This window comes from Acinetobacter lwoffii, assembly GCF_024129115.1.
GTDB classification, from domain to species: Bacteria; Pseudomonadota; Gammaproteobacteria; order Pseudomonadales; family Moraxellaceae; genus Acinetobacter; species Acinetobacter lwoffii_T.
In genome coordinates, this window is sequence record NZ_JAMXXO010000010.1 from 23,469 (window position 1) to 48,679 (window position 25,211).

A 25,211-nucleotide genomic window follows, 5' to 3' on the forward strand; every position below is an offset into this window, starting at 1 on the left:
AGCATTGAAACTGAGAGCACGCTTTTTAAAAAAATATTTTCAGCGAAATTTAAGCTTAGAAATATCCCATCTCAATATTTGCGTGGTTGAACATAAAAAACCTGGAAAGATGCTTATTTTGTTTTTAATCGCTGGTCAGTGTTCTGATTTACGCAATCCTATGTCCTGTTAATTGAAATTTCATAGAACACATTGCTGTTTTATAGTCCAGCTAAAGGTCATGACACAGAACCCATTATGAATACAAATATCGCCGCTTTTAGTCCCGACTTACCAGTCCATATGACATTCGAGGAACATGACTGGCATCTTTTGGCTCAGTACTGGTATCCGATTGCACTTGCGCGTGATATTACAGATCAGCCAACAAGTAGCATGCTGCTTGATATGCCTCTGGTGATTTATAAAATGAACGATGAACTGGTGGTGGCGAAAGATGCATGTCCGCATCGCGGTGTACCTTTAAGCTTGGGAAAAAATGACGGCCAAGGCGTGGTGTGTCGTTATCACGGTTTACGCTTTGGCAATGAAGGTAAATGCAACCGTATTCCTGCACATCCTCAGCATAAAATATCGGAACGTTTCCATTTGAAAACTTATGCTGCGGTAGAAAAGTATGGTCTGATCTGGTGTTCATTAAGCGCTACAAAAGATGCAGAACCTCATATTCCTAACATGCCTTTTTGGGATGATGCTGAGTATCAGCAACTGGTCTGCCCTCAGATAGACATTCAATGTTTTGCAGGAAGACAGCTCGAAGGTTTTATTGATGTGGCTCATTTTGCCTGGGTGCATCCAGACACTTTTGGCGATCCGGAGGATGTAGAAGTTCCTGATTACAGTACGACAGAAACGGAGGTCGGTTTTAATGCAGATTATATCAGCAGTGTGGGACGTTATCCGATCGGAATCGAGCAGCGTGGCCAGGAAGATTTTAAATGGTTACGTCATTTTGAAGTGAGCCTACCCTTTACTGCAACACTTACGATTCATTTTCCAAATCATGCCAAGCAGGTCATCATGAATGCGGCTTCACCCATGACTGCGCGTTCAACACGACTTTTTGCGCCTATTTGCCGCAATTATGATAAAGATTTACCGGTTGAAGATGCCTACGCATTTAATCTAAAAATTTTCGAGGAAGATCGTTTAATTGTAGAAAATCAGAAACCTGAATATTTACCTTTGGACTTATCTTTAGAAGCGCATTTTCCGGCAGATCGAAGCTCGAGTATGTACCGAAAATTACTACGCAAACGGGGATTTAGTCCTTTATTTGCTGCTTAAAAGTTCATTCAAGTGAAAAAGCGATTATAGGTAGTAAGGGTTAGAGATGCTCTGATATTTAAAAATCAATTGGGTTATATCGTGATTTCTAACAGGATACATCTTGTTATATATCCTCATAAGCCTTGTATTCTGGTGAAGATAAGGCCTTTTAGAACGATAAAGAACTTTAAGAAGATAAAATTAGTTTTTTATTAAAATAGGTATATAATAAATAAAATCACTTTACTTTACTATTTTAATAAAATTATGGATCAATATTGCACACTGCAGATTTATCAGGAAGATGAATGGCTGGATTGCGCTATTGTTGAGATTGTCGGTCAACAACAAACTGGATGGCAAGCAGCCACGCGCACATCATATCTATTTGAATATGCTATTTCTTATATGGACCTAAGCGATGGGCATGCGCTAGCCTATCATTTACCAGTAAATGTGCAAAATACCTTGCAATCTACCTGGCCAGCCTTCCTGATGGATTTGTTACCTCAAGGTTATGGCCGTAAAGAATTACTCCGTCAGCTTAATTTTTCTGAAAACACTCAGGAACAAGCAGACTGGGCGCTTCTAAAAGCGGGTGCAGGTAATCCGATTGGTAATTTACGGATTAAAGAGGCTTATGAATGGCTACAGGGGCAGTTTCCTGTTCAGCAGAATCATGGCTTTAGCCTAGACCAAGTCGTAGAACGTCAAGAAAACTTTATTGAATCCTTAGCCTCTTATGGACTTTTTATTGCCGGCTCTTCTGGTATTCAGGGCGAGTGGCCAAAATTACTGCTGACTCAAGGTCATGATGACCTGTTCTATCTGGATCACACGCTGACAGATCATCAGGTCAAACAGCATTGGCTGGTGAAATTCAGTCGTGGCAGTGATCAGAATCTAGATAAAATTTTGATGCACGAAGCCTTATATATGAAAATTGCCCAATACCTGGGACTTCGTGTTCATCAGGAACTGGAGCTGCATGGTAAGACTTTATTTATTCCCCGATTTGACCGTAAAGTCAGCGATGGGAAGGTTGAAAGAATTGCCCAGGAAAGTATTGCTTCTCTGGGAGGAAAAGCCGGTTTTGGGGTAAGAATGACCCATAACCAGATCTGTAGCCTGTTGATGCAATGCTGTACTGAACCAAAACAGGAAATCTTTGAATATTTGAAGCGTGATCTTGCCAATGTCGCTTTAGGTAATAAGGATAATCATACCCGTAATACAGCGATTCAACGTTTCAATAAAGGAATCATTCAACTAACCCCATTATTTGACTTTGCGCCGATGTGGCTCCATCCAGATGGTATTGCCCGGACTACGCGTTGGGAGCGAGATGATCATGGTGGTATGCCAATTTGGCATTCAGTCATTGAACAGATCGCCGAAAGCACGATGATTGATCCAAAAGAAATCAAAGCGGTGTTAATCGAGCAATTACCACTTTATCAGGGATTACTCGAGCACATGCAGCATCTGCAATTGGCACCTGAAATTCTGGAAAATAGTCAGTATCGAATTGATAATATTTGCCAACAATTGGAGGAGCTGAATCATGGATAAACGTTTCAAGCCCCTGACCCCGATTCAACAGATGCAAAAGAGATTGTCTGTACTTGAAACCGTCAGTAATAATCCTGACTGGCCTTTTCATCAGGTTGCTCGTTTCATTCGTACCGAGTTGCACCTCACGCTCAACGATATGGCTAAAATTACCAAGATTGCTCCCCAGACTCTACAGAAAATGGAACAACCGGAAGGCAATCCAACACTCAAGTCTATGCAAAAATTACTGGATGCTTTTGGCTTAAAGTTAGAAATCAGGGTTAAATCCTGATAGAAATCTGATGCTTTAATTGATATTTAGGGGAATTTTAGAGAAGAAGAATGGCTTAACAACTGAAAATATGCCCTCCTCCAATCTGTTTATTGAGTCCTTGCTCCATCGCAGGAATCCCGGTTTAAATTAAACACGGGATTCACTGGAGGCTGATATTTTCTCATCAGTTTTTTAATGAATAAGTTTACTTTTTAAACATCATTATGAAGAAATATCAACACAGAGATATTTCATTTCAAGGTATTCATCCATACCGAATTTAGACCCTTCACGGCCTAACCCTGATTGCTTGACTCCACCAAATGGCGCAACCTCATTAGAGATAGCTCCGGTATTGATTCCCACCATACCGTATTCTAAGGCTTCACCTACACGCCACTGACGTGCTGTACTTTGGGTAAATACATAGGTAGCCAGACCGAATTCTGTATCGTTCGCCATCTGAATTGCTTCTTCTTCAGTCTTGAAACGGAATAACGGCGCCAACGGTCCAAAAGTTTCTTCTTTTGCCACACGCATCTGCTGAGTAACTTCAGTCAGAAGCGTTGGCTCGAAGAATGTACCGCCCAGATTTGAGCGCTGTCCACCGGTTTTCACCTGTGCACCTTTGCTCACTGCGTCGGCAATATGTGACTGCACTTTTTCGATCGCAGCCTCATCAATTAATGGACCTTGGGTAGAGGCTTCATCCCGGCCATCCCCGACTTTCAGCTTGGCAACGGCAGCCACCAGTTTTTCTACCAGCGCATCATAAATGCCATCTTGTACATAAATCCGGTTCGCACAAACACAAGTCTGTCCACTATTACGGAATTTACTGGCCATGATGCCCTGTACCGCCTGTTCAAGATTGGCGTCATCAAAGACCAGAACTGGAGCATTGCCACCAAGTTCTAAGGACAGTTTTTTGATGGTCGGTGCACATTGCTGCATCAGGATACGACCGACTTGAGTTGAACCGGTAAAGCTTAACTTTTTCACAGTTTCGCTTTCACATAAGACCTGACCCACTTCAACCGCATCACCACTGACATGCAGCAATACATCTTGTGGCAAACCTGCGCGCAAGGCCAAAACTTCAAGCGCATAGGCGGTCAAAGGCGTTTGTTCAGCCGGTTTAACCAGCATGGAACAGCCAGCAGCCAGAGCTGGCGCGGCTTTACGGGTAATCATCGCCGCCGGGAAATTCCATGGTGTGATCGCAGCTGCTACCCCAATTGCCTGTTTAATGACCAGTAAACGTTGGTGAGCAAGCGTTGGAGTCAACACGTCACCATCAATACGGCGCGCCTGCTCGGCAAACCAGCGGATAAAGGAAGCGGCATAACCAATTTCACCACGCGCCTCAGCCAGTGGCTTGCCCTGTTCAGCGGTCAGAATCTGAGCCAAAGATTCTTTATGTTCCTGCATCAGATTGAACCAGGCCCAAAGCACATCCGCACGTTCAAGTGCTGTCTTGGCTTTCCATGTTTTCTGTGCTTGCTGAGAACGAGCAATTAGCTGTTCTACAGATGCACGGTCATGGGATTTTACCCAGGCCAAAGTGGCTTGGGTTGCTGCATCTCTGACTTCAATATATTCACCCGTGGCAGGCTGATCGAAGCTGATATCAGGATGCTGTAATAAATCTCTATATTGCGCTTGAAGCATGATCATTACTCTTTCATTAGGCTGCGACAGACAGTGCAAACCCTTGTTTCAAGATAGCCAATCCCGCACGGAACTGTTCTGCCGGAATCGTGAGCGGGTATAGGAAACGGATTACATTACCATAACGACCGCAGGTCAGAATTAAAAGACCATTTTGCATGGCATGGTTTTGTACAGCTTTTGCCTGTTCCGCAGTTTCCAGCTCAACCGCCACCATTGAGCCCAGTGCACGAATATCTTTGACCATGCTAGATGACATTTTCAGTTCATGTAAAACATCAACCAGTTCTGCGCCTAGATCATTCGCTCTTTCACAAAGACCTTCTTCTTCAATGATATCCAGTACCGCATGGGCAGCCGCAACAGCAACCGGGTTACCGGCATAAGTACCGCCCAATCCACCCGGATTTGGTGCATCCATCACTTCAGCACGACCCACAACGCCTGAAATCGGGAAACCGCCGCCCAGACTCTTTGCCATCGTAATCAGATCTGGCTTGGTCTCATAATAATCCATCGCAAACAGTTTACCTGTACGCGCAAAACCAGACTGTACTTCATCAGCAATCAGTAAAATGCCGTTTTGATCGCATAGCACACGCAAGCGTTTCAGGAATTCTGCTGGCACCACATTAAAACCGCCTTCACCTTGTACCGGTTCAAGCACAATTGCTGCTACGTCATGCGCAGCAATATCTTCTGCGAAAATATCTTCGATGCTTTGCATTGCATCATCAACACTAATGCCTTTGGATTCCACCGGATAACGAGCATGGAAAACACCACCAGGCATCACTCCAAAGTCGCGTTTATAAGGTGCAGTTTTACCAGTCATGGCCATCGTCATAAATGAACGGCCATGAAAACCATTACCAAAAGTCACAATGCCATGACGGCCAGTATAGGCACGGGCAATTTTAACTGCATTTTCGACAGCTTCAGCACCGGTCGAAAAGAATGAGGTTTTTGCAGCACCTTGGATGGGAGCGCGTGCATTGATACGTTCTGCCAGAGCAACGTAACTCTCGTATGGTACAACCTGATAAGCCGTATGGGTAAATTTGGTTAATTGTTCAGTGACCGCAGCAATAATTTTAGGGTGACGATGGCCAGTATTCAGTACGGCGATCCCGCCCGCAAAGTCGATATATTGATTGCCTTCTGCATCCCAAATGGTCGAGTTTTCTGCTTTCTCTGCGTACCATTGACACATGACCCCAACACCACGTGGTGTTGCCTGCTGTTTACGTGCATTCAGTGCTGAGTGTTTACTGTCCATTTTGTATCCTCATTCTTGATTCATACGTTGTAAATTTTGCTATCCGGATCTTGGGATAGAAATTTGCCAAAGACTGGCTGATATGGTTCATTTTGCGCTTTTATATGTATGAGACGAGAGCCACTTTGCAGCAGATGGAAGGAGCCAATTGGCCTAGTTGAAATGAGTAAAAGAGTCAAAATATAAAATTATTTTATTTATAAACAAATATTTATACTTTTAATAAAAATTGGCTCCTTTTTAAATAAAGAAGCCAATTTAAAAATCCATTGCAAAAATTCACGATGGGTAATAATGAATTAAATCTAGTCGTTTTTATGGATTAATCCATCTTGAAAAAAACTTAGCTTAACCCGGATAGATGCCGCGTTCCTGGCGTGCCATTAAAATCCGCTCACAGGCCAGAATATAAGCGGCTGTACGCAAAGAACATCCGGTCTGAACTGCTTTTTGCCATACATCCTGTACCGCATTTTTCATGCTGGCATCCATACGCTGGTTAATCTCTTCCTCGGTCCAGAAATAACTGGCCAAATCCTGAACCCATTCAAAATAGCTGACCGTTACGCCACCTGCATTACAGATCACGTCTGGCACCACGGTAATATGACGCTCACTCAGAATTTCATCCGCTTCAGTCAATGTTGGACCATTGGCACCTTCCAGAATCATTTTGGTCTGAATATTTTGCGCGACTTGAGTATTAATCACACCTTCCAGCGCTGCCGGAATAAAGACTTCAGCCGGAATAGTCCAGAAAGCTGATGCAGAAATTTCATCGCTGGCAGAAAATCCCTGAATTTTATGATGGGTATTTGAGTATTCAAGCAGTTTTTTAATATCAATCCCCTGTTCCTGATACAGGGTGGCAGAATGGTCCTGAACACAGATCACTTTGCTGCCATTTTCCTGGAAAAGCAGCGCAGCTTCACTACCGACATTACCAAAGCCCTGTACACAGACCCGGGCATTTTTTAAATCTAGACCAATTTGCTGAGCAACTTCACGACCGCTAATAAACACACCACGGCCTGTGGCTTTACTGCGGCCCAAAGATCCCCCTAAATGAACCGGCTTTCCGGTCACTACACCAGTAATCGTAGAACCTGCATTCATGGAAAACGTGTCCATCATCCAGGCCATGATTTGCGGATTGGTTCCAACATCTGGTGCGGGAATATCTTTTTGCGGTCCAATAATTAAATTGATTTCTGCTGTATAACGTCGGGTCAAGCGTTCCAGTTCGCGCTTGGAAAGCTGGCTCGGGTCAACTCGTACACCGCCTTTAGCACCACCAAAAGGTAAATTTAGAGCAGCACATTTGATCGTCATCCAGGCCGACAGAGCCATCACCTCATCTAAATTGACATCTGGATGAAAACGCACGCCGCCTTTGCCTGGACCGCGAGTTAAATTGTGCTGAACACGATAGCCTTCAAAATGCTGAACCGTACCATCATCCATGATGACCGGAACATCGACAATCAAACTGCGCTTTGGGCGTCGCAGCATGTCCAGTCGTTCACTCAGTTCACCCAGATAAGGCGCTACTTTATCCAGTTGCTTAAGATAATTGTTCCAGGCCGTTGTACCCTGATCGGTGTAGGTCAATCCTTTCATCATCATGTTCATTCTATGATCCTTTTGTTATATGCAGTCGCATGTCCTGGCGGCTGCAACACATCTCTATTCGCCTGTTATGGCAATCATTGCTTGATTCAGGTCTCAGTTCAGCAAGCTCCTAACAAAATCAGTGTCTGGATTTTTCGCTTTAGTTTTAATCGGTATCTGTGTATATTGCCTGCCCGCCTGTATGCTCGCATTCAAGCCGCAGGTACATGATCAAAACGCATACAAGACACTTTACAATGACTGCCTGATCAGACTATTTTGCACCTAGCAATACCGCTCTCACGAGAGCCATTTCAAATTTGTAGGAGAGAGCCAATTGCGTAGCTTGCTTGGAGATTATTTACTGCAGCGATTGCAGCAAGATGTCACAGGAACATTACAGATGCGACTGTTCCGCTGCTTGCGTAACGCGATTATTGATAGCGTATTGGCTCCCAAAACCCGCTTGCCTGCATCGCGTGATCTGGCCAAAGAAATTCAGGTATCGCGTAATACGGTTTTAAATGCCTATGAACAATTACAGGCACAGGGTTATGTTGATGCCCGTACCGGTCAAGGCACCTGGGTAGTAGAGAAATTACCTGAGTCCTTTTTGGTGAAGGTAGAACAGAATTCTCCTGCCGTTGCAGAAAAAAAAGCACAGCAAAATTACAATCTGTCGCAACGCGGTTCCTACTTGCTCGGCTATTCCGCGGCCTCGCCTTATCAATGGGGAGCCTTTGTACCGGGCGCACCCGATGTAACCGAATTTCCGCATCATATTTTCAGCAAAATCCAAACGCGTTTGAGCCGTGAACCTCAAGTTAATAACCTGATTTACAGCAATGCCGGTGGCTCCCTGGAACTGCGTCAGGAGCTGGCGGAATATCTGAAAATTGCCCGTTCAGTGCAGTGCGATGCTGATCAGATCATTATTACCGAAGGCACCCATCAGGCGATTGATCTGGTCTCGCGTACTTTAAGCGACATTGGTGACGAAGTCTGGATCGAAGATCCGGCCTATTGGGGCGCGCGTAATATTTTACGAATTAATGGCGTCAATCTGCGTTCCTTACCGGTCGATCAGGAAGGGATTATTCCCGATCTGCATCCTAAAAAACCGCCTAAGCTGATTTTTGTGACGCCTTCTCATCAATATCCCTTAGGTTCACACTTAAGTTTGGAACGGCGCAAACAGTTAATTGCACTCGCACGCCAGCATAATAGCTGGATTGTTGAAGATGACTATGACAGCGAGTTCCGGTTCTCGGGCCAGCCTTATCCTTCTTTACAAGGTTTGGAGCCGGATTCTCCAGTGATTTATATGGGGACGTTCAGTAAGACCATTTATCCAGCCCTGCGCATTGGCTATTTAGTGGTACCAAAACAACTGTTTTCTTCGTTGCGAATTGTAGCCTCGGAACTTTATCGCGGTGGTCACTTAATCGATCAGCAAACACTGGCTGAATTTATCCGTGAAGGACATTATGAAGCGCATATCCGACGGATGCGTTTATTGTATGGCAAACGCCACGCTTTTTTAATTGACCTGATTCGCCGACATTTAGGTGAAGATTTTCTGCATGAATACAATACCGCCGCCGGTTTGCATCTGATTTTAAAATTGCCGAGCAGCAGTGATGATGTCTTGATTGCATCCAAAGCACTGGATCAGGGCATCAAGGTCAGAGCCTTATCGCAATACTATACCAAACATTATTCGACTCGGCAGAAAGGATTATTACTAGGCTTTGCCTGTGTGAGTGAACAGGAAATTCTGGTGGCTTTCGGGATATTGTTAAAGTGCTTGCGTGAGCATGGGATCCGCACTTTAACTTAGTAAAAACTTAAGGATCAATACAATTATATTTTTAAAATCAAAAAGCTTTCATTTATTTTTAAAAGGGAACGTAAACCTGCTTTTAGCCTGATATTTTAGGTAGGCTTTATTTTTCTGTAAATATGGCCTGCTTATATTTTTTATCTCTTAAGCCAATTGGCTCCTTTGAATTGCTCAAAAATGGCTCTCGTCACTTTACAACAAAAAAGAGAAATTAACTGCATACATGAACAGCATGTAACCGTACTTTAATCAAAGTGTGATCCTGTCTATAGGGCTACAAGGATTCATTTTATTAAGATTAACTTAATATTAGTCAAGCACTGATGAATTCGGTTACAGTTTCAAAGGATAAGATAGCGTAAGCCAAATAAGGAATTTTATTGCCGCTACGCTATTGATATTAAGGGAAATTATATGGCAGAACATCAACATTTCTCCAATTCCGAATCATCAAATGGCTTAAAAAACGGACTTAAATCACGCCATCTCACCATGATTTCAATTGCCGGCGTCATTGGCGGTGCACTCTTTGTCGGCTCCGGTAATGTTATCTATTCTGCAGGGCCGGCTGCACTCATTGCCTATACTCTAGGTGGACTATTAGTTTTACTCATCATGCGTATGTTGGGAGAAATGGCAGTACTGAATCCCGACAGCGGTTCATTTTCAACCTATGCAGATCGTGGAATCGGGCGCTGGGCCGGATTTTCCATCGGCTGGTTATACTGGTCTTTCTGGACGTTGCTCATGGGCTGGGAAGCTTTTGTCGCCGGGAAAATCCTAAATAGCTGGTTTCCATTTATCCCGATCTGGGGCTATATGCTTCTGGTCACTGTAGCACTGGTCTGGATTAACCTCCGTGACGTAAAAAACTTTGGTGAATTCGAGTTCTGGTTTGCCCTGATCAAAGTTATTGCCATTGTAATGTTTCTGGTGTTTGGTAGTTTGGCCGTGATGCACCTGTGGCCTTGGGGCGATGCCTCTATGCTCGGTGGTACAACTCATCTAACCGCTCAAGGCTTTATGCCCAATGGGTTTTCATCGGTGATCACGGCCTTATTGGGTGTAATGTTTGCTTATATGGGAGCAGAGATTGTCACCGTAGCAGCAGCTGAAACCAAAGATCCAGCCAAGGAAATTCGTAAGGCCGCTAATTCAATTGTATGGCGTATCATTTTATTCTATGTCGGTTCAATGTTGATTACGGTTTGCCTGATTCCACACAATAATCCTTTATTGAAAGATCCGACCTGGGGTACGTATAGCGTAGCGCTTACTGCACTCGGTATTCCAGAAGCACGCCATATTGTTAATTTTGTCGTGCTCACCTCGGTATGTAGCTGCTTTAACTCCGCACTTTATACCTGTTCACGCATGGTCTATTCCCTCTCGAAACGTGGAGATGCACCAAAGAGTTTCGGTTTAACCAACCGCAATAACAGCCCATGGGTAGGTGTCATCTTTTCAAGCCTGTTTTCTTTCGTGGCGATTTATCTGACTGCCACCGAAAGTATGAATATTTATGATGTCTTGATGTTAGCGACTGGTACCGTATCTTTATATGTCTATCTTGCTATTGCCATTTCTCAGCTTAAGTTACGTAAAAAACTGGAAGCTGAAGGACAAAATATTCCATTCAAGATGTGGTTATTCCCATGGCTCACTTATCTGGTCATTATCTTTATTGTCGGCGCTTTAATTACCATGATTATTGAAGGAACCTATTTTAAAGAAGTGGTTTATACCAGTGTGCTTGCATTATTTATTGTGGGCTTAGGCATCTGTGCACAAAAGTTTAACTGGGGTAAAGCCTCAGCCAAAAAGGAAAAGGCAGCACAGGCCAGAATTAATTTAAGTGATAATCTTTAATTTATTTCTATAGAAATTTTTTAAACACATCAGAATGAATAAATGGAGAGTTAAAAAACTCTCCATTTATTTTATATACAAGCCCAGTAAAAAAGGCCTATGTATGTCTAGATTTTAAATCTCCGTTGATACCTCACCTTTCCTAATCAAATTTCACCTTTCAAGACCACCTCAGCTATCAAAGTGTAGCCAGAAGCTGTTTCATCAGCTTTTTCTGTTCTGGTTGCTCAACCTGATCCGTTTCAACGAATAATTGATAAATCTCGAATACATTCTGTTATGAAATGTTGAGTCCAGCCTCATTTTGCCTAAAAGCTTCTAATATATTTTTTCTTATATGGCCACAATCATTGGAATTGGAAAAGATATGAATCATTATCCTGAAACCCCAGCTTCAACTGAAACACAAGACCATCAACCGGGTGTGCAAACCAAAATGGACCCTGCACCGGAAATTATTAAACCGCATTATAAAGGCAGTGAAAAATTAAAAGGCAAAGTTGCCTTGATTACTGGTGGTGATAGCGGAATTGGCCGTTCTGTATCGGTCTTATTTGCTCGCGAAGGTGCCGATATTGCCATTTGCTATTTGGATGAAGATCAGGATGCACGGGACACCAAAAAAATGGTGGAAGATGAAGGCCGCCGTTGTCTGCTGATTCAATGTGATTTACAAGATCAAGATGAAATCAAGAAAATGGTGGAAAAGACCCTTCAGGAATTTAAAACGATTAATATTCTGGTCAATAATGCCGGGGTTCAATACCCGCAAGAAAGTATTACCGATATCTCGCCCGAGCAATTACTTAAAACATTTAATGTGAATATTCTATCGATGTTCCACCTGACTCAGGCGGTGATTCCGCATATGCAAGCAGGTGACAGCATTATCAATACCACCAGTATTACCAGTTATCACGGACATGACCAGTTGATTGACTACGCAAGTACCAAAGGTGCCATCACCACATTTACCCGAAGCCTTTCCACCAATTTATTGAAAAATAAAACCGGCATTCGTGTCAATGGAGTCGCGCCAGGTCCAATCTGGACACCATTGATTCCGAGCAGTTTTGATTCCGATCAGCTTAAAGATTTTGGTAAAAGTACCCCAATGGGCCGCATGGGCCAGCCAAGTGAAGTAGCACCGGCGTATTTATTTCTGGCCAGTGAAGAAGCCAGCTATATTTCAGGTCAGGTGATTCATGTGAATGGCGGCAGTATTATTAACGGCTAATCAAGCAAAGAAGATGATGGTTCTAGATGACCGTTATCTTCATCTCCTTGATTTCAGGCCCATATATTTTTAAGAAATATTTTTAAAAATCAATGTATAAAACATTTTCTAGATTCTATTTTTCTTTTATAAAATAAGTCAAACAAATACTTACCTGCATAGAAACCAGCCCTTGTTATAGTAATTTAAGCCAAACCTGATGAGGATATTAAGATGCCTAGAGGTGACAAATCAGCCTATACCGATAAGCAAAAACGGCAGGCCGAACATATTGAAGAAAGCGAAAAAAAACGTGGTCATTCTGAGGAAGAAGCCGAACGTATTGCCTGGTCGACGGTCAATAAACAAGATGGTGGCGGCAAGAAAAAGAAAACGTCCCACTAAATAGAATTCATGTCGATGAAAGTATGGGACAGATACAAAGACCCTCTATAATGTAATTATAGAGGGTCTTTGACCATCAGGCTCAAGTAATATTTTCGATACGCTGCTGAGTCCATGCTGGCCAGAGCTTTTCCAGTGTTTGTTCAAATTTTGCATTTTCGGTTCGCCATTTTGGATTTTTGTCCTTATCAATAATCAGCGCACGAACGCCTTCAATAAAGTCGCCCTGCTCTAACCAGACATCCTGCAAGTCCCGTTCTAGCTGCATACATTTTTCCAGCGACAAATTCTGTCCGGCTTGCTGTAACTTCAGGCTGGTCTGTTTTGCCATGACCGGACGCTGCTGCAAAATGGTCCGCATTTTATTGGCCCATTCCTCATCAGTTGCGTTACTTGTATGAGCAAGACTCTGTTCAATTTCCTCAAGGTGTTGATAGCCAAAATGCTGATTAATCAGATCTGCACGTTTTTGCAGCTCGCTTTCTACCGGATGCGTAATATAGGAACTAATGATCTTTTGAATCTCAAGCGAGTTTAATACCGGCGCTGCAATCAATGCCGCTTCCAGTTCAGCAAAACGCTCACTCGGCACATGATAATCCACCAGATCCAGATATAGCGCATCACTGCTGCTGATCTGTTCCCCGGTCAAAGCCATATAGACACCGACTTCATCTAGTCGGGACAAAAAATGTGTTGCACCGACATCCGGGAAAAAACCAATCGCAGTTTCGGGCATGGCAAAACGTGATTTTTCACTCGTAACTTTGATATGACAGGCTTGAGCCAGTCCAAAGCCTCCACCCAGTACATAGCCATCCATCATCACGATCACGGTCTTTGGAAAATTACGCAAGGTGCTCAGCATCTTATATTCAGTGGCAAAAAAATCCTGATATTGGGTATTGCCGGCCTGATAGCTGTCATACAGATAGCGGATATCTCCTCCGGCACAGAACGCCTTGGGACTATTGGAATTGATCAGAACCGCTTGCACTTCTGGCTCATGCCGCCACTGATCGAGTTGCACCTGAATGCCTTGAATCATCGGCAGGGTTAAGGCATTTAAGTGGCTGGTACGGTCCAGGCTGATGATGCCCAGACCTCCTTCTACCCGAATCGCTAAATTATTTTCATCACTCATTATTTTTGTTCCTATTATGAATTTCTTATTGATGGGTAAATTTGGCTGGCCGTTTTTCCACAAAGGCTCGCATACCTTCCTTTTGATCAGAACCTGCAAAAATGGAATGGAACACCCGGCGTTCAAAGCGCAGGCCTTCAGCCAGGCTGACTTCAAAGGCCCGATTAATTGATTCTTTAATCATCATCACGGCAGTAAGCGACTTTTCAGCAATTTTTTCGGCAGCTTGCAGGGTTTGCTCCAGTAATTCTTCCTTAGCAAATACTCGAGCCACCAGACCACTTTGTTCCGCTTCCTGCGCCCCCATCTGCCGTGCCGTCAGGCACATTTCCATGGCTTTGGCCTTACCAATCGCCAAGGTTAAACGTTGGGTACCACCAATACCGGGCAACACGCCTAAGGTCACTTCAGGCAGACCAAATTTTGCATTATCAGCGCAGTAAATAAAGTCACACATCAATGCCAGCTCACAACCACCGCCTAAGGCATAGCCACTCACTGCGGCAATTAAAGGTTTACGGCGCTGCGCAATTCGATCGGCCAGACTGAAAAAATCATCCAGATAAATTTGCGGAAAATTCAGATCTGCCATTTCTTTAATATCGGCACCAGCGGCAAAGGCTTTTTCCGAACCGGCAATCACAATACAGCCAATTGCCGGATCTTTTTCCAGCTGATCCAGTGCCTGATTGACTTCAACAATCAGCTGATTATTCAGTGCATTTAAAGCTTGCGGACGATTTAAAGTAATCAGCCCGACACCATTACGTTGTTCTAATAAAATCGTTTGCCATTGCATGAAATAAGTCCTTTTAAAATTAGAGGCTGCGTGCAATCACCAGGCGCTGAATATCGCTGGTACCTTCATAAATCTGACAAATCCGCGCATCGCGATAAATCCGCTCAATCGGGAAATCTTTGAGATAACCGTAGCCGCCAAAAATCTGCAGCGCTTTGGAGCAGACACGTTCTGCCATTTCTGAAGCAAATAGCTTGGCCATGGAGGCTTCGGTTAAACAGGCTTCACCGGCTTCTTTTTTGCGTGCTGCAAAATGCACCAGTTGCCGTGCCGCTTCAATTTCAGTCGCCATACTGGCCAACCTGAAAGAAATCGCCTGCTGTTCAAAAATAGGTTTGCCAAAAGCCACGCGGTCGTGCGCATAAACAGTGGCTTCTTCCAATGCGGCACGTGCCAAGCCAACCGCCTGTGCGGCAATGCCGATCCGACCACCTTCCAGATTAGCCAAGGCGATTTTTAAACCTTCGCCTTCGGCACCGAGTCTTAAACTTTCATGAATGCGGACATCAGTTAGGGCAATCTGACAGGTATCCGAAGCATGCAGGCCGAGTTTTTCTTCCACCCGAATGACTTCATAGCCAGGTGTGTCTCGCGGCACTAAAAATGCACTCATGCCTTTTTTGCCCGCAGCTGGATCAGTCACGGCAAACACAATAATCATTCCGGCATTGTGTCCTGAAGTAATGAACTGTTTGGCGCCATTCAGAATGTAATGATCGCCATCCTTGACCGCCCGAGTTTTAATCGCGGCAGCATCCGATCCGGTATGCGGTTCGGTTAAGGCAAAGGCACCAATCATTTCACCTTGCGCTAAAGGCTTTAAAAATTGCTGCTTTTGCTCTTCCGTGCCGAACTTGAAAATCGGCACACAACCCACCGAGTTATGTACGCTCATAATCGCGGATGTTGCACCATCGGCCGCAGCGACTTCTTCCAAGGCCAGAACATAAGCCAGCGTACCTGTGCCCGAGCCGCCCCATTCTTCCGGAATCAGCATGCCTAAAAAACCCAGCTCTCCCATTTGGGCCAAGGCATCTTTGGGAAAGATGCCTTTTTGATCCCACTCGCTGGCAAAGGGTTTAATCTGTTCCTGGGCGAAGCTTTTGGCCATATCCTGAATCAGGTGTTGTTCTTCCGTTAATTGCATCGATGCTTCCTTCAATCTCTTTATTTAATCTTCTTATTCAATCTGTTGGCTTTATGAGCTTATGCAGTTTTGGATTGCTGCTTGTTGATTTCCTGATTGCGCAGTAAAAAGCGTTGAATTTTACCGCTTGGGGTTTTCGGCAATTCGGTCACAAATTCAATCAGACGCGGATAGGCATGCGCAGATAAACGCTTTTTCACAAATTGACCCAGCTCTTCCTGCAGCTCGGCAGTTGCAGGAGAATGACCAGCCAGAATCACAAAGGCTTTAATGATTTCGGTCCGCTCGGGATCCGGTACGCCAATCACCGCCGCTTCAATCACGGCATCGTGTTCCAGCAAGGCACTTTCCACATCAAACGGCCCCACCCGATAGCCCGAGGTAGTAATGACATCATCACTACGTCCCACAAAACTCATACTGCCATCGGCATGAATTTCCGCGGTATCTCCGGTTAAATAGTAATGGCCGACAAAAGGCGATTTGCGGCTTTCTTCATAGCCCGAAAACCACATCATTGGGGATTGGCTGATATCCACCGCCAGAATGCCCGGAACGTCCGCAGGGAGCTCATGACCCTGTTCATCGACAACGGCAATCCGGTAACCCGGGCTGGCAAAACCTGCTGAACCTGAACGCACCGGATGCTCCAGCGCATGATGGTTACACACCACCATACCGACTTCGGTCTGGCCATAATGGTCATAAATCGGCACATCTAGCACCTCTTTAAACCAGCGGATCACTTCCGGATTTAACGGTTCTCCCGCACTGCTGACAACACGTAACTTACCGCGTAGTTTTGCCATTTGAGCAGGATCGGCCGCCATCATCATGCGATAAGCAGTCGGTGCACCGGCCAGATTGGTAATGCCATATTCCTTAACAATTTCGCAGACACTTTCTGCATTAAAACCGCCTTCATAAAATAAGGTCGAGTGTCCAAGCATTAAAGGACCAGTAATCGCGTAATACAAACCGTAGGCCCAGCCGGGATCAGCAATATTCCAGAAAGCATCTTCAGGAGTTAGACCAATGGCATTTTGCATATAGCTTGCAAAAGCAATCAGCGCTTTTAAAGGGACTTTAAGAGGTTTCGCTGGTCCAGTGGTTCCAGAGGTAAACATCAATAAAAATGGCTCATCGATACTGAGCATTTCCAGTTCACAACCTTCAGCCTGGCGATTTAACACAGTCCAAAAACTGAGGTCCTGTGGATAACGCTCTGCCTCGGTTTCAACATGTACGGTGACGATCGTGGGACAAGCACTAAGATTGGATAGTTTCTCCCGATTCGCCAGATCAGTCACTACCAGCTTGCTTTGCGCCAGCTGAATGCGATGTTCAATAGCTTTGGGACCAAAGGCCGTAAATAAAGGTTGATACACTGCACCAATCCGCCAGGTCGCTAAAATGGTAATGATCAGCTCCGGAGTCCGCGGTAATAATCCGGAAACGCGGTCGCCTTTGCCAATGCCTTGAGATTTTAAGAAATTTGCAAACTGGCTGGAATATTTCTTGAGTTCGCGAAAGCTATACTGTTCTTTGCGGCCATCTTTACCGTACCAGTGCAAAGCAATTGCATCGGAGTCAGCATGGCGGTCGCAACATTCATAACAGGCGTTCAGCGCCTGCATCGAACCGGACAGATACTGCTTTGCCACTGCATCTAAATCAAAATTTTCAATTGTTTTTTGATAATCTAACATGTTAAACCTCAGCCTGAATTTATCGTTATTACTGACAAGGTATTGTTGATGAAGCGAATCCTTGCTCCATCTGGATATTTTAAGTTTTAAGCAGGTGGCGTGGTGTATTGATGCATGATGCTGGAAAAATCCAGATGCGCATCCCCTTCCTGACAAAGCTGTTGATAGAGTTTCTGCACCATGCTACCCAGAACCACCGGTTGGTCCACCTGTTGCGCTGCATCGACAGCCAGGCCCAAATCTTTAAGCATCAGCTGTGCTGCAAAACCATCGGTATAACCCCGTGATGACGGTGCATTGGCACAGATATCCGGCCAGGGATTATAGATTTCAGAACTCCAGCAACGTCCGGTGGAACTATTGATTACCCCGGCTAGTGCTTGCGGATCAATTCCCAGTTTGGCCCCAAGTGCCATGCCTTCTGCAACAGCAGTCATGGAAATCCCCAGAATCAGGTTATTACAGATTTTTGCCACCTGTCCTGTTCCCACCGCACCACAATGCACCAGATTTTTACCCATACAGCCGAGAACAGGTTTAACGGCCTCAAAGGTGGCATCATCTGCGCCGACCATAAAGGTTAAAGTGCCATCTTTGGCACCTAAAGTACCGCCGGATACCGGTGCATCACAGACGCGAATCTGCTTGGCCTGCGCTGCTGCGGCAATCTCCTGAATGGTTTGCGGGTCAATGGTACTGCTGTCGATACATAAGCTGCCCGCTTGAAGCACCTCCAGAATACCGTGTTCACCCAAATAGACTTCACGCACATGCTTGGCTGCAGGCAACATGCTGACCACGATCTCCGCCTGCTTCGCGGCAGCTTGTGGACTGTCGCAGACCACACCGCCAGCTTCTGCAAAATGCTGTAAAGCCACTGCACTTAAGTCATAACCAAAAACCTGATGACCGGACTTGAGCAAGTTTTGCGCCATGGAGCCGCCCATGTTGCCTAAACCGATAAATGCAATCTTCATGCTGATGCTCCTTAACGCAGACTGATTGTGGTATTGACACCAGTGGTTTCCTGGTCATCTTCAAACCAGCGGCTGGTAATGGTTTTGGTCTGGGTATAGAACTGCACCGCCTGTTTGCCATAAGGACCGAGATCACCCAGTTTTGAACCGCGTGAACCGGTAAAACTGAAGAAAGGCACAGGTACGGGAATTGGAATGTTAATGCCCACCTGACCGATATCAATCTGGTTCTGGAAGGTACGTGCCGTATTGCCATTTTGGGTAAACAGTCCAACGCCATTACCAAACGGATTGGCATTAATCAGTGCAATCGCCTGTTCCAAAGTATCGACATGCATGATCGCCAGTACCGGACCAAATACTTCTTCTTTATAAATGCGCATATCGGTCGTGACCTGATTAAAAATCGTTGGTCCGACAAAATTACCCTGTTCATAGCCTGGAACCTGCACATCACGGCCATCGAGTAGCAGTTCGGCACCCTGTTCAACACCACTGTTAATTAAATCGATGACACGCGATTTGGCACGGGTTGAAATCACTGGTCCAACATCGGTATTCGGTTCATGCCCGGCATTTACCTTTAAGGTTTTGGTTTTATTGACCAGTTCATCGACCCAGTGCTTGGTGTCCCCGACCATCACGGCCACTGAAAGTGCCATACAACGCTGGCCTGCTGCACCAAATGCTGCACCCACCAAGGCATTCAGGGTTTGTTCTTTATTGGCATCTGGCATCACCACCACATGGTTTTTGGCGCCCATCATCGACTGCACACGTTTGCCATGCTGGCCTGCGAGGTTATAGACATGCGTACCGACCGCGGTTGAACCGACAAAAGAGATGGCTTTAATGTCACGATGAGTACACAGTAGATCGACCACTTCTTTGCCGCCATGTACCACATTCAGTACGCCTGCCGGCACACCTGCCTGAATCGCTAACTCAACCAGCATCATGGTCGATAGTGGATCCTGTTCAGAAGGCTTTAAGACAAAAGTATTGCCGCAGACAATCGCCATCGGGAACATCCACAGTGGAATCATCGCCGGAAAGTTAAACGGGGTAATTCCTGCACAGACACCCAAGGGTTGCTGCAAAGTATAGGTATCGACACCGCGTGCCACACCTTCAATATACTCGCCCATTTGTAGGGAACCGATCGAACAGGCATGCTCCACCACTTCTAAACCACGCTGGATATCACCTTCGGCATCGGCCAGGGTTTTGCCCTGTTCCGCCGTTAAGACTCGGGCGATACTTTTTAGGTTTGTACGAATCAGATCCTGCAGTTTCAGCATGATTCGCATACGTGCCTGGATCGGGGTCTGGCGCCAGCTGGCAAATGCATTTTGTGCAGCAGCAATGGCGGCATTAACTTCTTCTGCGGTAGCAAAAGGCACTTGGCCCAAGATTTCCTGAGTGGCAGGATTAACAATATCTTGCCAATGGCTGGTTCTTGATTCGACAAATTCACCATTAATGAGGAGTTTTGCGGTGGTGAATCCGGTACTTTGCTGTGGATGAGAAATGGCGTTCATGGTCGCTCCGTGCTGGTTTGTTATTGTCGTTGTATCTGCCTTTACTGGCTTTTATTTAACGTATAATTTTTACGCTGTTTCAGCAGACTAACAAAGAACACTTTGACCACCAATAGAAATTGGTGCACGATGGTTGTGCAAATATGCACAGGAATTTAACAGGATGTTAAATAAAAAATGAAAGTAGATTGGGATCATTTACGCTTTTTTTTAGTTTTGGCGCGTGCTAAAACACTCACCAACGCAGCACGCTTAATCGGGGTTGAACATAGCACCGTAGCGCGGCGGATTCAGGCCCTGGAAAGTACTTTAGGTACGCAACTGTTTAAGCGCGAAGCCACCGGTTATGAACTAACCTCGGAAGGTCTGGCACTGGTGCCGCGTGTGGAACAGATGGAACAGTCCTTTATCCAGATTGACAAGCGCCATGATCCCTTGCAAGGTCGGGTCCGGATTGGTGCACCAGAAGGCTTTGGAACTGCATTTTTAGCGCGGTTACTGGCTGAGTTTTCCCAGCATTATCCCTCCTTAACCATCGATTTAATTCCGGTTCCGAAGACCATTAAATTGTCACATCGTGAAGCCGATATTGTGATCGCGATTGACCGGCCCAAATCGGGTCCCTATATCATTACTCGTTTGTCTAATTACTGTTTAAAGCTATATGGCAGCCAGCATTATTTACAACAAAATCCGGAAATTAAAAAACTGGAAGACCTCCAGCAGCACCGTTTTGTTGACTATATTGATGATCTGGTCTATAGCACTGCACTCTATTCGCTAGAGCGTCTTCCCTTGCAGGTTAGTGCCTGTTTTCGCAGTAACAGTATTCTGGCGCAGGAGATTGCGGTTCGTGCAGGAGCCGGACTGGCCATTTTGCCGAAATTTCTGGTCAATGATAAAAGCGAACTCAAAGAGGTTTTGGGCGATCAGGTCAGTTTTACCCATACTTTTTGGATGCTAACACTGGTCGATCTGCAACATGAACCAAAAATAAAACTGGTCTGGGATTTCCTGCGCAAGCAGGCTGATCTTCAGCAAGACCTGTTAATGGGCAGATGAATATCAAATACAACTGTGCTGTATCTAGAGTCACCTCTTTAAGTTAAATCAACCGAATTAACAACGTATCGATACAGCAAATGAGCGTATCACAACACTCCTGACCTCTGCGACTTGTTAAATTAACAGTCGATTATTCACGATGTTTAACCAGATACAGGAAAATAATATGAAAATCTTGATGGTACTGACTTCACATGACCAGCTAGGTGATACTGGCAAAAAAACCGGCTTCTGGCTGGAAGAACTGGCTGCACCCTATTACACCTTTGTCGATGCAGGCGTAGAGGTAGTTTTGGCTTCTCCCGCAGGTGGTCAGCCACCACTAGATCCAAAAAGTAATGAGCCGGATGCGCAAACCGAAACCACCAAACGCTTTGAAGCAGATGAAGTGGCCATGCAGGCTCTTGCCAATACACATAAGTTGAGTGAAGTCTTAAATCAGGATTTTGATGCCGTGTTCTATCCGGGTGGTCATGGACCGCTATGGGATCTGGCCAAAGACCAGAATTCCATTTCTTTAATTGAGCAAACCTTGCAGGCAGATAAACCTGTTGCGCTGGTCTGTCATGCTCCGGGTGTCCTGCGTGATGTGAAAGATTCCGAAGGCCGTTCTATTGTAGAAGGCAAAACAGTCACCGGTTTCAGTAACACTGAAGAAGACGGCGTGGGTTTGACAGACATCGTTCCGTTTTTAGTTGAAGACATGCTGAAAGAAAAAGGTGGGAAATATTCCAAAGCTGAGGACTGGCAGGTATACGTGCAACAAGATGGTCTGCTCATTACTGGACAAAACCCGGCCTCTTCTGCTGCAACGGCTGAAGTCTTATTAAAATTATTAAAATAGACGTGATTCTAAAGTTTGCATTAAACCTTTAGATCATTTTCTTTGAAAAAGAAAAACCCTGAATAAGGCAATATTATTCAGGGCTTAATTTATCTATTTATTCCCAGATTTAGTTCGCTTCAACTGTCGTTGAGGCAATATGCTGAGCCAGTAATTCTCTGAGTTTAAATTTCTGGATTTTTCCCGATGGCGTCATCGGAATATCCTCCCAGATTTCCAAACGTTCCGGAAGATATTGCATGGCCAGATTATGAGTTTTTAGAAAATCTACCAGTTCATTAAAACTTAACGGCTGTGACGGATCTTTCAGCTTGATGATTGCACAAGCACGCTCGCCCATTCGCTCATCTGCATAAGCGACCAAAGCTACTGTTGCAATATTCGGATGCTTATAAAGTAGTGATTCAATTTCCGCGACCGGAATATTTTCTCCGCCACGGATAATCACATCTTTCTTGCGGCCGCAGATCCGGATATAGCCCTGCTCGTCCTGATAGGCGATATCACCGGTATCAAACCAGCCTTCGGCATCTGTATCATTTAAATGTGGACGCTTTAAATAACCACCAAAATTTGAACAGGTGCGGATCATCAAACGCCCGGATTCATTCACGGCTTTGGTCTGACCTTTTTTATCCACGATCTTGATTTCCACACCTGGCAAAGCGATGCCATCGGTATTGAAAGACCGCTCATCCTCATCTTCAGGTAGAGTCAGCGTCACCGCACCACATTCGGTCATACCCCAGGCTGATATGACTTTAACACCCAGAGTTTCCCGGGCTTTTTGCACTAATGGACCGGGAATGGGTGCACCGGCACACAGGAAAATTTTTAGTGAATCGACTTTATCATGCTGTTCTGCCACGGTATTGGACAAATCATTCAAAAATGGGGTCGAGGTCATGGTGAAATTCACCTGATGCTGATGAATCAGATCCACGGCTTTGGCTACATCCCAGACATCCTGTAACACCACTTTAGTATTCAGCTGAATTGGCATCATCAGGCCATACATAAAACCGGTCTGGTGCGCCATTGGTGACGCCATTAACACTACATCATTTTCGGTTAAATGCAGACGCTCGGCATAAGGGACAATATTAGAAAATAAGGTGTTGGCGGTATGCATCACGCCTTTCGGTTCACCGGTCGTGCCTGAGGTAAAAATCAGCTGGGTAATGTCATCCGGGCCAGATTCCAGGCTGTCCAGTTCAGCAACTGCTGAAGCATCTTGTTCCAGTCCATGATTAAGTAACAGATGATCAAAATTATTCTCGCCTTCCCCATTAACCACAACTACATGCTTCAAGCTATCCAGCTTGTTTTGCAGCTGATTGGCCAATTGTTCATGATTGAAGTTGCGGAACGTTTTAGGTACGACAAAAACTTTGGATTCACCATGCTTGAGCATGAATTCCAGTTCACGTTCACGGAAGATCGACATGAGTGGATTCAATACAGCGCCCATACGGCTACAAGCCAAGTAAAGCAAGGTAAATTCCCACCAGTTCGGTAACTGGCAAGACACGACGTCATTTTTCTCTACACCCAGCTGTTTCAGACCCAGCGCAATTTTATTGGTCATGTCCCAAAGTTGCTGATAGCTGAAAGTCTGTTCAGTTTGATTCTCGACCTTAACGCTTACTAACGCTGTTTTGTCCGGATTCTTTTCTACGGCACTACGTAAAAAATCAAGAATCGTTTGATTTAGCCAGTATCCCTGTTTGAGCATGACCTCTTTTCTGGCCGGGATCAGAACCGCATCGAAATCCATTCGCTTACTCCTCATTCTTTATAATTATCGTATTCAGGTTTGGGCTTATTTTCCTTAAGCCGGAACAGCCTTACGCCCTGCCTTATGCCGCGCAATAATGGTTTTCATGATCTGGGCTGTTCCATCACCAATCTGGAAACCGAGTACATCCCGCATACGCTGTTCCATCACACCACGGTCATAACCAGCATGGCCAAAAGTCAACAGACATTGATGAATCACATCATAGGCCAGTTTTGGCCCCCACCATTTACACATACCAGCTTCAGAAGTATGTGACAGATGATTATCCTTGAGCCATAAGGTTTGCAGACAAAGTAAGCGTGCCGCTTCAACCTGAGTTTCGTATTCTGCCAGTGGATGCGACACTCCCTGAAAAGCAGTCAATGGCTGACCAAAAGCTTCGCGTTGGGCTGCATATTCCCAGGCTTCATCCAGACTCACCCGTGCAACGGCCAAAACCTGTAAACCGATCAGAGCACGTGAAAAATCAAAGCCCTGCATCACCTGCACAAAACCTTTATTTTCATCCCCTAGGCGATGATTTACGGGTACGCGAACATTGTCAAAGAAGATTGAACCGCGACCAATCGCACGCTGACCATGACAGTCAAAACGTGTGGTACTAATGCCCGGTAAATCCATCGGCACCAGTAAAGCGGTTACGCCATGTGCACCATCTTCATTGGCACCGGTACGGCCGAACACTACAGAAGCATCAGCCTGATCAGCCGCAGAAATTGAGGTCTTTTCGCCATTAATGACATATTCGTCGCCATCACGTTCAATCTTTAAACGTAAATTGGCTGCATCTGAACCGCCACGAGGTTCGGTCAAGGCAATCGAAAAGATAGCCTCGCCTGCAGTGAGTTTTCTGAGCCAGGGTTCAACCACTTCAGGCTGACCGTGTTCTGCCAGAATCTGCCCATTTAAAGAAGCCAGCAAATTAATGTAGGAGAAACTTAAATCTGCTTTGGCCACCGCTTCATGAATGACCCCAGCAGCCAGACGCCCCATGCCTTGGCCGCCGTATTGTTCTGGAAGTTCCGGTGCAATAAAGCCCATCTCCCCCATTTTCTTGACCAGCTCGCGGTCAAAGACTCGGCTTTGATCACGTTCTAGAAAACCCGGAGCAATATATTTCTGGGCAAATTTTTCAACGGTTTCGGCCAAGAATTCTAAATCTTCAGTGATATAAGGATTTTTTGACATGATCT

General features: G+C 45.1%; 20 protein-coding genes. 9 read left to right on the top strand and 11 right to left on the bottom strand.

All coding sequences use genetic code 11. From position 1 onward, the window contains the following. Positions 1–237 precede the first annotated feature (237 nt). The 3 genes from NI470_RS09105 to NI470_RS09115 all read left to right on the top strand — a co-directional run bounded on the left by NI470_RS09105 (position 238) and on the right by NI470_RS09115 (position 3,115). Positions 238–1,287, top strand: a complete 1,050-nt coding sequence (locus tag NI470_RS09105) for a Rieske 2Fe-2S domain-containing protein (RefSeq protein WP_253148221.1) — start codon at positions 238–240, stop codon at positions 1,285–1,287. A gap of 249 nt (positions 1,288–1,536) precedes the next feature. Further along, positions 1,537–2,841, top strand: coding sequence for a type II toxin-antitoxin system HipA family toxin (locus NI470_RS09110; RefSeq protein ID WP_253148222.1), 1,305 nt, complete (start codon positions 1,537–1,539; stop codon positions 2,839–2,841). Beyond that, positions 2,834–3,115 (top strand): helix-turn-helix domain-containing protein, encoded by a 282-nt coding sequence (locus NI470_RS09115; RefSeq protein ID WP_004280265.1) that lies wholly within the window; start codon positions 2,834–2,836, stop codon positions 3,113–3,115. Before NI470_RS09110 ends, NI470_RS09115 begins: the two co-directional genes overlap by 8 nt. 204 nt (positions 3,116–3,319) lie before the next feature. Here the strand turns inward: NI470_RS09115 and NI470_RS09120 are convergent, their stop codons facing one another. From NI470_RS09120 to NI470_RS09130, 3 genes are all read right to left on the bottom strand, one after another. Beyond that, positions 3,320–4,768, bottom strand: coding sequence for an NAD-dependent succinate-semialdehyde dehydrogenase (locus NI470_RS09120; protein WP_253148264.1), 1,449 nt, complete (start codon positions 4,766–4,768; stop codon positions 3,320–3,322). A 16-nt stretch (positions 4,769–4,784) separates the two neighbouring features. Then, positions 4,785–6,047, bottom strand: a complete 1,263-nt coding sequence (gene gabT / locus NI470_RS09125) for a 4-aminobutyrate--2-oxoglutarate transaminase (RefSeq protein WP_253148223.1) — start codon at positions 6,045–6,047, stop codon at positions 4,785–4,787. Between the two features lie 348 nt (positions 6,048–6,395). After that, the gene (locus NI470_RS09130) at positions 6,396–7,667 is read right to left on the bottom strand and encodes a Glu/Leu/Phe/Val family dehydrogenase (RefSeq protein WP_253148265.1); all 1,272 of its coding nucleotides are present in this window, start codon (positions 7,665–7,667) and stop codon (positions 6,396–6,398) included. 328 nt (positions 7,668–7,995) lie between these two features. Between NI470_RS09130 and pdxR the strand changes: the two genes are divergently transcribed. The 4 genes from pdxR (at position 7,996) to NI470_RS09150 (ending at position 12,991) form a co-directional block, all read left to right on the top strand. Then, positions 7,996–9,498: a MocR-like pyridoxine biosynthesis transcription factor PdxR gene (gene pdxR, locus NI470_RS09135; RefSeq protein ID WP_253114012.1), complete on the top strand. Its 1,503-nt coding sequence runs from the start codon at positions 7,996–7,998 to the stop codon at positions 9,496–9,498. A 417-nt stretch (positions 9,499–9,915) separates the two neighbouring features. Next, entirely contained in the window at positions 9,916–11,370 is a 1,455-nt protein-coding gene (locus NI470_RS09140) for an amino acid permease (protein ID WP_253148224.1), read from the top strand. 367 nt (positions 11,371–11,737) lie between these two features. After that, on the top strand, positions 11,738–12,607 hold the full coding sequence (locus tag NI470_RS09145) for an SDR family oxidoreductase (RefSeq protein WP_253148225.1): 870 nt from the start codon (positions 11,738–11,740) through the stop codon (positions 12,605–12,607). 213 nt (positions 12,608–12,820) lie between these two features. After that, positions 12,821–12,991 carry a hypothetical protein gene (locus tag NI470_RS09150; RefSeq protein ID WP_180038848.1) on the top strand — a complete coding sequence of 57 codons (171 nt, stop codon included), beginning with the start codon at positions 12,821–12,823 and terminating at the stop codon, positions 12,989–12,991. A gap of 82 nt (positions 12,992–13,073) precedes the next feature. Here the strand turns inward: NI470_RS09150 and NI470_RS09155 are convergent, their stop codons facing one another. The 6 genes from NI470_RS09155 to NI470_RS09180 all read right to left on the bottom strand — a co-directional run bounded on the left by NI470_RS09155 (position 13,074) and on the right by NI470_RS09180 (position 20,308). Then, the gene (locus NI470_RS09155) at positions 13,074–14,135 is read right to left on the bottom strand and encodes an enoyl-CoA hydratase/isomerase family protein (RefSeq protein WP_253148226.1); all 1,062 of its coding nucleotides are present in this window, start codon (positions 14,133–14,135) and stop codon (positions 13,074–13,076) included. A gap of 25 nt (positions 14,136–14,160) precedes the next feature. Further along, on the bottom strand, positions 14,161–14,934 hold the full coding sequence (locus NI470_RS09160) for an enoyl-CoA hydratase (RefSeq protein WP_253148227.1): 774 nt from the start codon (positions 14,932–14,934) through the stop codon (positions 14,161–14,163). 19 nt (positions 14,935–14,953) lie between these two features. Continuing rightward, positions 14,954–16,081, bottom strand: coding sequence for an acyl-CoA dehydrogenase family protein (locus tag NI470_RS09165; RefSeq protein WP_253148228.1), 1,128 nt, complete (start codon positions 16,079–16,081; stop codon positions 14,954–14,956). 59 nt (positions 16,082–16,140) lie between these two features. Beyond that, positions 16,141–17,790: an AMP-binding protein gene (locus tag NI470_RS09170; RefSeq protein ID WP_253148229.1), complete on the bottom strand. Its 1,650-nt coding sequence runs from the start codon at positions 17,788–17,790 to the stop codon at positions 16,141–16,143. An 86-nt stretch (positions 17,791–17,876) separates the two neighbouring features. Then, the gene (mmsB, locus tag NI470_RS09175) at positions 17,877–18,767 is read right to left on the bottom strand and encodes a 3-hydroxyisobutyrate dehydrogenase (RefSeq protein WP_253148230.1); all 891 of its coding nucleotides are present in this window, start codon (positions 18,765–18,767) and stop codon (positions 17,877–17,879) included. An 11-nt stretch (positions 18,768–18,778) separates the two neighbouring features. Further along, positions 18,779–20,308 carry a CoA-acylating methylmalonate-semialdehyde dehydrogenase gene (locus tag NI470_RS09180; RefSeq protein ID WP_253148232.1) on the bottom strand — a complete coding sequence of 510 codons (1,530 nt, stop codon included), beginning with the start codon at positions 20,306–20,308 and terminating at the stop codon, positions 18,779–18,781. 177 nt (positions 20,309–20,485) lie between these two features. On the opposite strand from NI470_RS09180, the gene NI470_RS09185 reads away from it, so the two are divergent. Continuing rightward, complete coding sequence (locus NI470_RS09185; protein ID WP_005251776.1) at positions 20,486–21,370, top strand: LysR family transcriptional regulator; 885 nt, start codon at positions 20,486–20,488, stop codon at positions 21,368–21,370. 169 nt (positions 21,371–21,539) lie between these two features. Continuing rightward, positions 21,540–22,217, top strand: a complete 678-nt coding sequence (locus NI470_RS09190) for a type 1 glutamine amidotransferase domain-containing protein (protein ID WP_138742725.1) — start codon at positions 21,540–21,542, stop codon at positions 22,215–22,217. Between the two features lie 109 nt (positions 22,218–22,326). On the opposite strand, the gene aliA is transcribed toward NI470_RS09190, so the two are convergent. Together aliA and aliB are read right to left on the bottom strand one after the other, a co-directional pair. Further along, positions 22,327–23,994 (bottom strand): cyclohexanecarboxylate-CoA ligase, encoded by a 1,668-nt coding sequence (aliA, locus tag NI470_RS09195; protein WP_253148233.1) that lies wholly within the window; start codon positions 23,992–23,994, stop codon positions 22,327–22,329. A 54-nt stretch (positions 23,995–24,048) separates the two neighbouring features. Next, positions 24,049–25,206, bottom strand: coding sequence for a cyclohexanecarboxyl-CoA dehydrogenase (gene aliB, locus NI470_RS09200; RefSeq protein ID WP_253148234.1), 1,158 nt, complete (start codon positions 25,204–25,206; stop codon positions 24,049–24,051). Positions 25,207–25,211 lie beyond the last annotated feature (5 nt).